Here is a 14,105-nt window from a genome sequence, read left to right on the forward strand (position 1 = left end):
TAATTTTATTGCCCAAAGAGCAAAAGTGGTCTTTCAAGGTTAATGTATTGGAAAGACCACAAATTAGTTGTCACCATGATGCTTGACAACCGTTAACCATCTGGGCGGGAGACGCTAGTGTTGATTGAATCTTTCCACCAGTTTTTTCAGTTTTTCCTCGGAATTGTCGACTAGCATTTGTGCCAATTCTGCAGGAGCACAACCCAGTAGCTTATTAAGATCATCTGTCGCTACCTCGGGCTGGTCGGCTGACCGAACCGGTGACTGGATTCGTTGCTGTACCTGCATCCACAACTGAGCTACCTGCTCAGGGTCCGTCGTGAAGTAGCCGATTGGCAATGTAAGGCCAGCATACCCAAGAGACGGATCCAAAGCAGCATGGTACTGAACCACTGCCATACCGTACTCGCCAGGGAAAACCAATATTTCCAAGTGCGACTCAGAACGGCCTTTTGGGAAAATTCGTAGGCTACCGTCGGTACGGCTATTAAACTGATTGGTGATTAAACGCTGTGCCCGAAATTCCTCATCGCACTGAAATGCCAAATTGAGGCGACTGTTGCGCTCTCCACTTGCGAGCTCGGTGTTCATTTGTTTGAGGAACGACCCGAGACCTAAACTAGCGCCAAATAACTCGTTGGTAGCACCAAGCCAGATTCCTTGATGTACCTGCTGCTGACGTGGCAACCGTTCAGCCCACTTAATTAAAGTGTTACGATTGGGGGCTGCATAGACAGGCCCAATCATCATACGTTGCGTCGTGCTGTTACCATAGCTGGTTTTTCTGCGCTGGCGATCATGGAGTAAACGCCCTAGTTCCAGCTTACCATCACGTCCGATATATCGGCGGATCACCATATCTTTTGCCAGATCACAATAGTCTTCTAGTGTGGAACTAGCGGCCTCTAACTTGCGCTCGTGCAGCCAGTTAATAGCCTCTGTTTTGAGACCGGAGCTTTCCATCAAGCGTGTATGCTCTAAGCTATAGTCCATCAACCGTGAGTCCAGACGTATCCCGTTCAGAGGATCGGAATGGGCGTGGATATCGAGTGAGATCTGCTGTTTCAACCCCGATTGACCAACAGAGGCCCGATTCACTCGGTAGAGTCGGGCCTTCGAGCTACGCAGTGCGCGCTTGCTCTTGGTATCGGGTAAGCAAATCTGAAAGCGACGAAATTGGCTAGCGATCAAATCGGTGAAGTCACTGCGATTGATCTTACGTGGCAACTCGGGCAAACCTTTCTGCAGGTCCGCATTACACTTAGGCTGAATGTGCCCAGTGCAAAGGTCGATGAAGGTGAAGTCACGGTGATTTTCCACGTCCTCAATTGCAATGCCCTCATCCGATGCGCCTTCTCGGCGCTGCATTGTCAGCTTGACTGTAGTCGCGATATCGCCTTCGTCATTGTATCGCACGAGGCCAGTGTCGATCATTTCATCAACCAGAACCTGACGCTCATGGTCAGCGAGTCCGAAAAAGCCTCCTAACTCAGAAGGAGACACGATTTCGAGTTGCGCCACTAGTAGAAGAGCTGACTCAAGAACCGCTGGTAGCGCTGCTTTATGCGTCACATCAATGTCCAGACTGATCTTCTGTACTGGTGCCAGCACGGTAATACTTTGTAGCAAGCGGTCATAATCAGCCGGCAGTTCCACAGGTTGCTGCGCTGTTCTGTTCAAGGTAAGGGTCTTGTTACACATAGTCACTCTCCTGCACCTCGGCGCAAGCATTATGGATCAGGTCAGCTGAACGAATGATTTGGTACTCACTATTATGGTATGAGTACTGTTGGTGGATATAGTCGAAGACACGGGCCAGCGGCTGACATGCATTCGCCTGTTGCCACATACTCCCTGCACCGATGATTAACAGACGCTCTTTTGCCCGAGACAGGGCCACGTTAACTCGGGCATTATCGGTCATGAATCCGCCCTTTTGCTCAGAGTTATGGCGTACTAAACTTAATAAGATGATACGATTTTCAGAGCCCTGATAGGAATCAATGGTATCAACCTTTATCATTGAGCGGATCGGCGCTGCCCAAGATTCAGATTCCAGCCGCATCTGCAGGAGTTCCACCTGCTTGCGGTAACCGGTAATAACCCCGATGGCTGGCGTAGTATCGTTGTCATTCCACTGACGTAGCTGCCCCATCGCCTGCTCATCGTCGACCAATTGCCGCAGCAAGCTGCACAACAGGTTAACTTCAACTTCATTGGCAATTCCCTTGCCGATATTCGTTTCTTGCAACTTACTGTCAGAGGTATCGATCCAAGACACCGTGCGATTCCACGGGGTGGGCAGGGAGGACATCCACTCGGGAGCAGAAGGCCGACCGGTCGCAAGTGTGCCGTCATAGAAGCAGTGGCTAATAATGTCACCTATCGCGGGTGCCATCCGATATTGCTTCAACAACATGTGGCCATCATTCAAGACGTAAGCTCGCTCAAAATCCGTTCGTTTTACATCGACCTCATTCAGGCCTAGATCACGGGCGACTTGGCGTACATGAGCCACATCATAGCTAGGTGCCAATTGGTTGTAGTCCCCCACTAATAGCACTCGCTTCGCACTCTGCATAGCTATGGCTAGCTCGGAAAACGTAGCGCGCGCAGCCTCATCAATTACCACCAAGTCAAAGGCATTTTTATCCAGTTGATATCCGCCATGCCCGATGCCAACCAATGTGCCAACAACCAATTGACGGGTACGAGCAGCAAAGGCGGCATAGCCGGTTTCGTCTGTGGCTAATCGCTGATACCAGTGGTGGGCTACCTTAATTACCTCAGCCATCCGTTCAATGCGCTGCGGATTATTAATCTGGTGTCGCTCGGCAATCATATTAAGTACCGCGAGCAGCGGTTTATTGTGATGCAATACTTGGTCGGGCATATCGGTAAAAGCTGACAACCTGCCAGTTAAAGCGTTCGTCAAATTATCTAGGCGACGCTCAGCCGCCAAGCGAACTATTCGTTCATTATTTGGCAGGTTATCCATATCGACACTATCTTGCTGGAATTCCCTTACTTCATTTCGGGCAGGGGTGAACTCGAACAATTCACGACCGCAGGAACGATACAGAGCGGCAGATTCCAGCACAAATGCCTCAGGCAATTTCAGGCGTGCTGACAGTGCTAGCAGCCGGACTTCAAGATCGCGGTGAAAGGCCGTACGGGCTTGAGCTTGTAGAGCATTAGTGTGAACATCCAGCATACCTTCGCTGACCCGGCGGCGCTCACCTAAGCGTACAATGCTTGGCAGTTTGAAATCCGGGGATTGTTCCTGGCGCTTAAAGCTCAACTCACGCACACGGTTAGCCACTTCGTCGACCGCAGTATGCGATTGACTCACCACCAGTACGCGGCGTACGTCAGCATCATTCAGCAGATAATCTAGTGTTGCGCTAAGTAGTGTTGTTTTTCCCGTACCCGGCGGGCCCATCAACACACTGAGTGGATTTTGTAGCAAATACAGGAATGCGGCGCGTTTAGACTCATCCAGTCCATAGCGGCTGATTTGTTCGTCGGTCGGCATAGGTAATGCTGGAGGCTGGCAACCTCGAGGGCCAATTACGAAGCGGTCGATTAGATCCCCCATCACTGCATCACCAGCAATAATGCGTGATAGTGCCCGGTCTCGTCGCTCCCAGCTAACATCACTACCCGAATTAGACAGAGTCAGGATTGTATCTTCTCGAATGTTTTGCAGGCGGAAGTTATTCCCGCGGTTGTCATCCGAGAGCACCAGCACACCATTGCCGGACTTAGTAACATCCAGTTGGCCGAAGTGAGTTTCATGATCATCTGCTGTCACGTTGATCACGTCATCATCAGCAAACTCTAAAGCGTCGATATTCTCATTAACCTGTACATGAACGATGCCATCTCGCTCCTTAGGGCTTGCAATCACTTTGACGGTGGGCAGTGCTTCGCGCTCTACTTCTACTAGGCGCAGCCAGAGGCGCTTAAGACTTTCCCCTGGAGCATCGGCAACTGCCGTCGGTGGTTCTTCTGCGGGCTTGATGTCCAGGACATGTTGCACTACATGTAATGTTCTGACAAAGTTTAGTAGTTCAGTATTTGTCGCACCATAAGAACCTTTTTTAAGTAAAAAGGGCTGCTTGACCGACATGGCACGATTATCATTCTTGCGGTTATTACGGGTGTCATACACCATCTCCCCCGTACCTAACCGGTCATAGAACATACGATGCACGGTGAGACTCGGCCCATCTACTTTGAGATTCAGTGTCAATTTATGGGACACACCCAAGAAGAATAATTTTAGAATATTACCCTTAGTATAATTGACCGTCAGGTGGTAGATGCCTGAGTCCATCTCGAACAGTTCGCCCTGCTCGTTGGGGAAATACAAACTCTCGATCACCAAGGGCGTAGCCTCAACCAACTCGGGTTCATTTGCATGTATCATTGTGCGCCGTAACATGTCTAGGTTACGAGGTACAGCGTTATTATCTCCCAACGCATTACGGATCTCCCTACGTATTTTATTGGCGCCAGGATGAATGCAGGCAGCAAATATCTCATCTACAATCATGTATACGGCATAGCGGTCACGCGCCGTGGCGCTGACGTCGGTGGTTGGGGAGTATTCAGAATTTGCCGGAGCAAGGCCATCCAGATCTAAGTCAAACATATCAAGCAGCAGAATGCCCAGCTTGCCTCCTTCCGCCTGGACCAATAAATTTTCGGGTTTCAGATCACCATGACTTAGATCCAGATCGTGTAGGTTATGCACTGCACGAATCAGTGCATCAGCTAATTGGAAGCGCTCCTCATAACTATGGTTGGACAGCACCATCCATTGTTCCAAGCTCTCCCCTAGGGCATAAGACTGAACGACATGTGTTCCCATCATGCCGCAGCCGAATTCAATTAATGGCGGAATCGGCAAAACATTATTGGAGGCGACGGCACAGCGTTCAAGAAAGTGCAGAAGCCGCTGGGACTGACCATGGTTATCCTTGTTGGGGCGTGCATTCAAATATATACGCACAGTACAGGGCTGCCCATCAACAGTTGTGGAGCGGAAAGTCATACGTTGGCGCAGAGGATCAGTACTCGGTGCTTCTACCTGAGGATATTGCGTTATCGGCATAGCATCACTATTGAATGCAGCTAACGCATTGAGCACCCTAACCTTATCTTCGTTAGTATCGAGGTTTTGAAAATTCAGGGTTCGCGTAAGCGCCTCCAGCATTGCACCCGCATCTGTGTGGCGCTCTGATGCATCGTGCTCTAGGCTACGCTGGATAAATCTGTCTAGTTTACCTTCGAAGGGGTCATTTAGAGGCTGCTTCCATTGGGGGGGCTCATCTTGGGATAAGGTTAGATGCTCTCCATAGGCAATTTGGTAACACAGTACTCCCAGTTGGAACACATCCACCGCTTGACCCAATACCTCGGTCTCACCAAAGGCATCTTCTGGCAGCACGATACCCGTTGTATCCAACTCCTGACGCATATCACTGATGCTTTTATGCCCCAAATCCGGAAATTTGGCACTTGTCAGGCCACTGACGATGATGGCATTGCGTTCCCGGTCCCACCACAAGCGTTTAGCACTCAAATCGCGGTGATATACTCCCATGGCATGCATACCGGCCAAGGGAGTTAGCAGAGCTCTTAATAATAATGTACGTTTTTCAATCGACAACGGTGTAGATACTAGGTATTCGTCCAAACGCTCGGCTAGCCTAGGAAGTTGGTAGACTTCGGCCATGTCGACGGTAAGTGTGTCTTCTTGAAGGTTGTGCTTGGGTTCCAATAAATAGTCTTTGCCTAGTTGACTATCGGTTCGACGTATATGCCGCTGCGTTCGGTCCTCACGTAAGCCAAAAAAAACGCGCACAGACATATCTGTGCCGACATGGGCCATCTTAGTGAAGTCCCATATTCGTATCTGGCTTTTGTCGTCCGAATCACGCTCATGTTCGCCGTCAAACTCATTGTAGTAATCGTGGGGGCCCTCTAGATGTGGGGTCTTCTCCGTGATTACATAGCCTGCTTCGAGCTTCTGGCGGATCTGGACATAACTCCCTCCACGTTTCCACTTCTCAAAAATGGCAATTTGCCCGGGGGCACATGGGCGCTTTTCAGGATAGCGGCGAAAATACCCTTCAGCCTTGGTGTGGGGCATTTTGTCAAAATAGGTATCTAGATTCGCGATGGTCAAGAACTCATCAAGCGTTAGCACAAAGCCTTTATCCTTTGGCGATAGCTGTGTAATCTTTGCATCGCCAGAGAGAACTACCAACGCTTGGATTTCGTAGAAAGTATTCCCCCACAGCGCGCGCAGCTCTTCATCGAACATGGACTTGATTCGTTGGGCGTGCTCACGCTTGCGGTCGATGGGAGAGCCATGCTTGATTTTACGCCCACTAGGCGTGGTCTGGATCCACTGGTCGTCTTCCATATGAATTTGGCCGTGGAAGTTCTTAAGTTCTATCATCAAGATGCGATCCTCGGCGAAGATCAATACATCAAATTCTAGACTTTTACGATTTTTGTCGAGCAACAAGATACCCGCATACCCAACCCAGTGTGCAGGAAGGGCTTTCTCAATGGCAAGAATGGCATTGTGCTCGTTTTGGTGTAACCCTTGCGTTGCCGCGATATGTATTTTCATTGAGTTGCCTCCGGTTGTGAGTAAACGGAGACGTATAAGACGAAGGCGTTTGTAAATAGCGATGTGCTATAAATGATATTAGACGGCGACATGAGCGCTGCATAGCAATGGTCTATAAGACCAATTGTGAGAAATTTCATATTTTCGTAGAGTTCATCAGTGGGTACGCCCCACAGCCCTCGCCGAATGCGAGAACCACTGACTTACCCCTAAATAGGACTTTCGACTGTAACATCACATCTGTTGAGTAAAAGTGATGCTTATCAAATGCGAACGGAATATGTCACGACAAATGTATCAGTATAAGAAAGCACAATCAGCGCTAGTGGTCGGCTTCTGATAGTGTAGTAATGTTATAAAGTCCCCTTCTTAAGGTAGTCAGTGCCATATTTTTAATATTGTGCTCGACCCAATTTGCCCTCGGCATGAGAACGTTTAGACCTAATAGAAGTTCGCTATTGGCACGAAACTACCCATGAGCTCAGACTTGATCTAATTCAGTCGATAGATTTACAGCGATTCCTGTTGGTGGAAAAGATCGTCTCTCAGCAAATCGATAAAATTAGACTCTGTGGTTGAAAATGGGAAAGTTAGTATTAAGCGGTTTATAACCAGCGCTTAAAGCTACCAGCCACCATCCATACCGTTATCCCAAACCATATGGTGGCTGGTAATAAAACTAACCTCGCAGGTAGAAACAGCGGCTGCGCCAGATAACACACCCAAATCGTTGTGGCGACTAAACTGCCTGACCTGATGACATAACGGTGGAGAAAAACGGATTCCAGCCCGGAGCCAAACCGCCTTAAATCCCGCCGTACTAGGCCTTCTGTCAGCCCGATTAACACGCACAGACAGAGCAGGGGGAACGTGGCGACCAGCCACGTCAGGCGTAGCATAAAACTGACCAATGTATAAGCCAGAACTGTGAGTGGTTTTTGAATGAGTCTGTTGGTTATAAGCATGTGAGATACCCCGTTCTCCAGCAGCATCACTATTTTTTCCCCCTGCGGATGTGGTTGTAACGCAATAACTAGTTCCGACTGTTCCCGCTTCATCACCTGAAAAACATGCCTGCTGCCTTCCTGCGGCCACCAGAAATAGAGCCCCGCCAGTTCCAGCACCACCCGCAACAACAGTGCGCTGATAACCAGCCCGATAAACCTTCCGGCCAGCGACAGCAGCCAGCCGACCGGCCCCTGAGCCGAACGTGAAGGCGGGGATCGCTGTTCACTCATTCCGCCAGTCCCTGCTGGCGCGCCTGCATCCAGGCCACGAGTTGTGCCACAGACTCCGGCAGCGGGCAGTGTTTATCCGCCACGGGTAGGGGCAGGCGGAGTTTCCACAATTGCCCACCTTCGAGCAGGGCAAAGGCCTGGCCTTTGGGAAGCTGGATCAGCGCGGCGGTATCGAGTAGCGGCACATTACTGGTGGTTACCTGCTCGCGGGTATTGCTGGTAAAGCTGTTGATGCCGCCCGGCGTGTCGGTGACGCCGGAACTCACCTGGCGGCTGCGCACTTCGACCTGTGGCAGTTGCTTTGTCAGCAGTTCGGCGGTGGCGGTTTCGCGCACCCGCAGCATAATCAGATTGTTGAAGTTACCTACCACCTGGCCTGCCTTCGGCGCGCTGCCGATGCGGGCCTGAATATCACTCAGCGTCTGCGTGTAGGCAGTGACCTGAATGCCCGCGCCGCCGCCCTTGTTGACCAGCGGAATAAACTCCTCGCCCATCAGTTCATTAAACTCATCGCAATGCAGGTTGATAGGCGGCGGTTTTTCACTGTTGCCGGGCAGTCCATCATTCAGACCAAACTTGTAGAGATGTCCGGCGACGCTCACCAGGTCAGCAAACATTGAGTTGCCGACGGCGGCAGCGACCACCGCATCGGAGAGCGCGTTCAGCCCGACATAGACTACCGCCTTCTGGCGGATCGCCTGCTGCCAGTCGAGGATCGGTCGCTCGTCGTCCAGATCGTGATAGTCCGGGGCGAGCAGGGCGGCAAGCGTGCCGGTGGTCAGCTTTTCCAGCAGCGGCAGCAGCGAGGCGACAATCTTGTCGAAGTAGGTTTTGTCATAGCGCACCGCCGAGAGCAGCCCGTCTAGGATCGGATCGTATAATTTCTCCGCATTGAGATACTGCTCCAGCGCAACCACGTGAGGATCGCGGCCCAGCATATGGCGCGGCATATTCCGGTCATTAAGCTGCTCCGCCAGCTGCGCCACCACTTCCCACGCCCGCGCGTTGTGGCGCGGCAGCACGATGCGGGCATAGTCGATAAACAGGGCGTCGATATTGACGACGTGGCGGGAAATTAACTGATAGTCAGGGCGCTGACCGAGCGCCACCAGGGCGCGGGCGATAATGTTGACGAAGCGCCAGGCGAACTCGCGAAAGGCCGCCGAGTTGCCTTCGCCGGAAAGCTGTCCGGTGAGGCGCGACGCCACCTCCGAGATACGGCCAAAGCGCCCGATGGCGTTGTAGCGGGCGGAGATTTCCGGATATGCCAGATGTAACAGGATAAAGCGGTCGCCGCGTCCGGCGCGCTGCGCCTCTGTCCACAGACGCTTCAGCAGATCGGCGTCGCCTTTTGGATCGAAAACGATCACCACCTCGCCACGGCGGATGTCCTGAGTGGCAAGCAGTTCCGCCAGCCGGGTTTTGCCGACGCGGGTGGTGCCAAGCACCAGCGTGTGGCCGGGGCGTTCACTGAGCGGCAGGGTGACGTCGCACTCTTTCAGTTCCACCCCATGCAACCACGGATTGCCGCCGACGGGCGGCAGCGGGCGTACCGGGTTCAGCCAGCGATCGGCGCTGAGCAGGCGGGCAAGGCCGGGCAGAGTATGTTCGCTGCGTTTTTCGATGTGCCTTGCCAGACGGTGGCACCATCCGGGGCGCAGCCTGTGTGCGGCTTCCGGTTGCAGGCAGTCGTACAGACGCTGGGTGTGGATTGGCAGCCAGCGAAAGCCTTTACCGAGAAACAGCCTCTGGCTGCTGACCGGGATTTTCCGGCTGGTCAGCGCGTAGCGCGGCAGGCGCAGGAGGTTGCGGTGGTAGCGTACGATTTGCCATCCCTGCCAGCCTCGTCGCAGGGCCAGCAGAATCAGGGCGCAGGCCATCAGGCGGGCCTGCCACGGCGTCAGCATCAGCAGTGGGGCCTGCGTCAGGCAGATTAATGCGCCACAGCCTGCGGTGACGGTGCTGTAAAACTCCACGGGTGGGCGCAGCAGCGCTTCCAGCGCGTAGCGGCTCATGGCGGTGCGGCCTGTTGCAGATGGTGGCTGACCAGCTTGCGGTAGCGTGCAGCGGGCGCGCCGCCCGCAGGGCGGTGATAGCGGGCGGCAGCATTGAGCCAGCTTCCGGGACGTTCATCGTAGCGCTGACGCAACAGTTGTGCGGTGAGCGACAGGTTCTGCAGGGGATGCAGGGCATCGCAGGGAGAGTCAAAATATGCCTGGTGCCAGCCGATATTTATTTGCCCGAGCCCCACGTCAATACGCTTTGTGCTGGTGTGGCGGATGGCGGCCAGCAGCGCCTGACAGGCCTGCTCCCGGCTGGCGTAGCGGTAGCCGGTCCCGGCGATATTGAGCGTCCACGGCCACGGGAGATGTTTGCCACTCAGGTTCGCCCCGCTTTCGGTCTGTGTGACGGCCCACAGCAGTTCCGGCGGCACGCGGAAATGCTCTGCGGCGCGCAGGTACGCTTCCGGCAGCGGCTGCGCCAGCGCCAGGCAGGGCAGCAGCAGGATCAGGGCAGGACCTCGCGCCATTGCTCCCCCTTACGCTCCAGCGCCACCGGGATTTTGCTCTGGCCCAACAGCAGCCAGCGGCCCGCGTCATGGTTAAGCGTGATGCTGTGTTCACTCACCAGTTTTGCGTCAATGCCATGCGCCATCGCCCAGCGGCGCACCCGGTTATCATCGCCTTCGCTTCCGACGAGCCAGATATCCAGTGGGCGCTGTTGTGCCAGCAGGGTACGCAGCAGGCTGTCGCAGGGAGGGCAGTCCTCCTGGACGAACAGCGAAACGCGGGAAGTGCTGGCGGAGGTGGTTTTCAGCGGCGTCAGGCCCGGATACAGACGCTGCCAGGCTGCGTCATACGCGCGCTGGAAAGCGAGTTCTTTCTCCAGCCGCCGGTATTCCTGCCTGACCAGCAGTTCGGCGAAGCGCTGGCGTTCATGATCGCTTTCAGCCTCCACGCCCAGGGTGGTCAGCGGTCTGAGAGTGGAGCCCGCGTTCTGGCCGGTCTGCACCTCAAGCGGTTGCGCCCACGCGCTGGCGGTGAACAGTAACAGGAGAATCAGGCGTTTCATCGCTTACTCCGGCATCTTCAGCGTCAGCTGGCGTTTGCCGTGACGGAATATGGCCCGGCGCTCATCAATCCGCTCCAGTCGCCAGCCGTGTCACTGCTCTTCCCTGCGCAGCCATACCACCTGATGGAGGTAAACAGCATCCGGCGGCACTATCACCGCCAGGCGGATATCACCGTGCTGTAGGGTCCCGGCGAGAAAAAACGGGGCCGTTAATGGCCCCAAAGGGCGGAGAGACACGGGATGACGGTAAGCCACCGTCGGGGGGAGGGAATTGTCACTGGCAAAACAAATTTCGCGACGGTTTTCGTCGGTGGTCATCCGCCATGCCGGGCCCGCCAGGAGTTGCAGGGTGGCCTTCAGGCGCAGCGGACCGGTGTTGTACTGGCACGGGAGGCCATAAAGCTGCGCCCGGCGCGCATCGGCGAGACACAAGAACCAGCCGCTGTCGCGCAGCAGGTACTGCAGCGCTTCCCCGACCGTCGGATGAAAACCTGGCGGAACGGACAGGGTGGTAAGCTGCTCCAGAAGTGGCTGTTGCGGTGACGTGTTGACCAGCAGATAGCGGTCGTAGCGAACGACTTCTGGCGTTGCAGGGGAGGCGGCGGCCACGCCGTTGAAAATAAACAGGAGCAGAGCTGTCAGCAGTCGTTTCATCGCATCCTCCACTGTGCTTTTACAGGAGCGTGCAGGATGGGAGGGGAAGGGACTACCGACAATTGTTTTATGTTTTTTTAAATTAGGTGATTGTTGTTAAAATAGTAAAGTAAATAAGCGAATAATAATAGCTTTAAGATTTGGCTACCTTTCATTTTTTTTGTAGAATCATATTGTGTAACTTCCTTATTAAAAATAAATGATTTAGTTTTGAGTTTAATTATATCTTAGTGGGGCAATGTTATTTATATAATTGGTTGGTTTTTTATTTACCTACTGTTGCGGATTTTTTATTTTATGCTCTATAAGGTTTGATATATTCGAGGTAAATCACTTTTTAGCGTGGAGGATTGCTTTAAAATAACCTATAAATATTAGAAGGGTAAAGGTCATGAGTAAGGTTTACGATGTTAATAGAATCATTAATATAGCCAAGGATACCAATGAGTTTTGTTGTTTCTTTGGTGAATATATAAAAAGAAAAGATGTCAATGTTAATATGGCTCTGGATGTTTTAAGAATATCTTCTATTTATTTAAATAGATACTCATTTCAGATCGAGGAAGAATATAATAATACGTTTAAATTATGCGTTAATGGATTGATGAATGTGTTTCCTGAATATATTGATTTAATATCTGAATTTGAACGCCAATGTAAAATAATGCATGATGTCAATAACGCTTTCTTTAAGTCTGCGAAATGTAATAATATTTGGCGTAAAGATATTAAGAGAACACACTCATTAACACTTAATCTTATCCTGTTTTGTGAAATGTTTTTATCTTCACTATCATCACTAATAACGGTAAAAGATATAAACAAAGTAAAGAAAAATTTCCCCTTGTTTATTATCTCTGAAAATATAGATATTAATGCTGAACCTGATATTGAGTATTTCAGAACGTTGAATAGAGCATTTGATGAGGTGGCGACTTATTCTGGGAGAATATTCTCTCATTTACGTACTAATGAACCCTTAAAATTAAATTGTCGTATAGATAAAGAAACTCTGCTTTCAATGAGAAAATATCTTGATGAATGGAATGTTTTTGACTCATTAAGTAGGGTAAGTGACTTTTTTAGATTGAGTAATGCGGAATTTACTAAAAAAGATAATGATACATACTCTCTTGATGTCAATGGTTCTTGTTTATATCAGGACTATGAAATTGCCCGAAATAGATTGATGATGAGAGAATCTAATTTATATAGTGAGATGCACACTTCAAGCAAAAAAGGTCTTAAATTAAGGCAATGGGCTAAGAACCGTATGCCTTCTTATTTAAATCCTGAAGGTGTTTATAGCTCACATCATTTAAGTGAGTTAGAAAATATGTCACCTGACGATCTACATGAAGAATATGGTAATGTATCACTATATAATTGGGTACATGCTTATCAATGTTTAGTTGAGTTATCCAAAGAAGAGTTGAGGAAAAGATTTTCCTCCAAAAAACCTATACCATTACAGGTAGACAGATGGCTGATAATAAAGAGTCGTGAAAATTGGTTATCTTTTTTTAAACGGAAAGGTATGGCGGAGGATGTGGCGAAAAAAGTTATTGGTTATTTTACTTTTAATTCAAAGTCACATGATCTTAATGATTGTCCATTCATTCCCTGTGTAGATGGATTATGCTTAATGCCAGCATTAATAGCACATAGTTCTGCTACACGTTCTTTAATGTCGTTATTTGGATCAAAAAAAATCTCTCAGGCAGGTAAGGGGCGATTCCATGAACAGCAATTTTTAAGACAGGTTCGTGCAGCTGGGATTAAAGCATCTCCCATTGAAACACATGCTAATTTTCAGTGTGATTGCGTAATGCTTATTGATGATCATTTGATTTTTACAGAGCTTAAATCAAATGGGCAGCCGATTTATTATGGCAAGTATTATCAACAATTGTGTAATATTATTGGAGATAGTTCATTAATTTATGATGGTAATAATAAATTATTGCGGTCTTATATTGAACAAATCGACAGAATTTCAACACACTATCTTAACCATCTTGATATCATTATTAATGAGTTCAATCTCCCGGTAGATTGGCAACCGAAAGGTGTTCATAAAATTATTGTCACAACAACTATGCTTGGAGGGAAATATCATTCCGATAATGTGTTTGTTGTCGATAAATATTCGTTATCTAGTTTTCTTCAACGTGTGCCAGGGGTGATTTTCCAAAACAATGAAGAAGGAGATAGAATAAAAAATATTATTGATGGTTATGAGCATTGCACAGGGGAGATAACAATTGAAAAATTTCTTAACTATCTTTATTGTTTGCCTAGTGTAAGCGCAGTGCGTAAAAACATTAAAAAATTAACCTATAGTGTTCGGTTTGATGAAACACTCATTTATCATCCTTATTATGATTCTTGGGCTTTTGGTCCATATATTCGTAAAGAAGATGAGCAGATTAACTAGTTTATATAGTTACAAATTAATCATTATTTGTATCTGAAAAATGGTGCCCGGTTAC

At 49.9% G+C, this 14,105-nt stretch carries 8 protein-coding genes; 1 reads left to right on the forward strand and 7 read right to left on the reverse strand.

What is annotated here, in order from left to right:
* Positions 1–114: 114 nt before the first annotated feature.
* The 7 genes from NA197_RS14980 to NA197_RS15010 form a co-directional block, all read right to left on the reverse strand.
* A complete protein-coding gene (locus NA197_RS14980) occupies positions 115–1,701 on the reverse strand; it encodes a hypothetical protein (RefSeq protein ID WP_064043280.1) in 1,587 nt (528 codons plus the stop codon).
* Complete coding sequence (locus NA197_RS14985; protein ID WP_064043281.1) at positions 1,694–6,649, reverse strand: AAA domain-containing protein; 4,956 nt, start codon at positions 6,647–6,649, stop codon at positions 1,694–1,696. The genes NA197_RS14980 and NA197_RS14985 overlap by 8 nt, the downstream gene beginning before the upstream one ends.
* Positions 6,650–7,254: 605 nt before the next feature.
* Positions 7,255–7,887 (reverse strand): DUF4400 domain-containing protein, encoded by a 633-nt coding sequence (locus tag NA197_RS14990; RefSeq protein WP_000003623.1) that lies wholly within the window; start codon positions 7,885–7,887, stop codon positions 7,255–7,257.
* Entirely contained in the window at positions 7,884–9,902 is a 2,019-nt protein-coding gene (traD, locus tag NA197_RS14995; RefSeq protein WP_064043282.1) for a type IV conjugative transfer system coupling protein TraD, read from the reverse strand. The genes NA197_RS14990 and traD overlap by 4 nt, the downstream gene beginning before the upstream one ends.
* Complete coding sequence (locus NA197_RS15000) at positions 9,899–10,417, reverse strand: transglycosylase SLT domain-containing protein (RefSeq protein ID WP_064043283.1); 519 nt, start codon at positions 10,415–10,417, stop codon at positions 9,899–9,901. Before NA197_RS15000 ends, traD begins: the two co-directional genes overlap by 4 nt.
* On the reverse strand, positions 10,396–10,959 hold the full coding sequence (locus tag NA197_RS15005; RefSeq protein ID WP_000825592.1) for a TIGR03759 family integrating conjugative element protein: 564 nt from the start codon (positions 10,957–10,959) through the stop codon (positions 10,396–10,398). Before NA197_RS15005 ends, NA197_RS15000 begins: the two co-directional genes overlap by 22 nt.
* Before the next feature lie 90 nt (positions 10,960–11,049).
* Complete coding sequence (locus NA197_RS15010; RefSeq protein WP_226996210.1) at positions 11,050–11,613, reverse strand: pilus assembly protein PilL; 564 nt, start codon at positions 11,611–11,613, stop codon at positions 11,050–11,052.
* A gap of 391 nt (positions 11,614–12,004) precedes the next feature.
* On the opposite strand from NA197_RS15010, the gene NA197_RS15015 reads away from it, so the two are divergent.
* The gene (locus tag NA197_RS15015) at positions 12,005–14,050 is read left to right on the forward strand and encodes a hypothetical protein (protein ID WP_064043284.1); all 2,046 of its coding nucleotides are present in this window, start codon (positions 12,005–12,007) and stop codon (positions 14,048–14,050) included.
* Positions 14,051–14,105 lie beyond the last annotated feature (55 nt).

The sequence above is a fragment of the Salmonella sp. NW884 genome (genome assembly GCF_051700745.1).
GTDB classification, from domain to species: domain Bacteria; phylum Pseudomonadota; class Gammaproteobacteria; order Enterobacterales; family Enterobacteriaceae; genus Salmonella; species Salmonella enterica.

Bases quoted from the DNA above. Each gene is read 5' to 3' on its own strand.
- NA197_RS14980 (WP_064043280.1), bottom strand. From the start codon at position 1,701: ATGTGTAACAAGACCCTTACCTTGAACAGAACAGCGCAGCAACCTGTG.
- NA197_RS14985 (WP_064043281.1), bottom strand. From the start codon at position 6,649: ATGAAAATACATATCGCGGCAACGCAAGGGTTACACCAAAACGAGCAC.
- NA197_RS14990 (WP_000003623.1), bottom strand. From the start codon at position 7,887: ATGAGTGAACAGCGATCCCCGCCTTCACGTTCGGCTCAGGGGCCGGTC.
- traD (WP_064043282.1), bottom strand. From the start codon at position 9,902: ATGAGCCGCTACGCGCTGGAAGCGCTGCTGCGCCCACCCGTGGAGTTT.
- NA197_RS15000 (WP_064043283.1), bottom strand. From the start codon at position 10,417: ATGGCGCGAGGTCCTGCCCTGATCCTGCTGCTGCCCTGCCTGGCGCTG.
- NA197_RS15005 (WP_000825592.1), bottom strand. From the start codon at position 10,959: ATGAAACGCCTGATTCTCCTGTTACTGTTCACCGCCAGCGCGTGGGCG.
- NA197_RS15010 (WP_226996210.1), bottom strand. From the start codon at position 11,613: ATGAAACGACTGCTGACAGCTCTGCTCCTGTTTATTTTCAACGGCGTG.
- NA197_RS15015 (WP_064043284.1), top strand. From the start codon at position 12,005: ATGAGTAAGGTTTACGATGTTAATAGAATCATTAATATAGCCAAGGAT.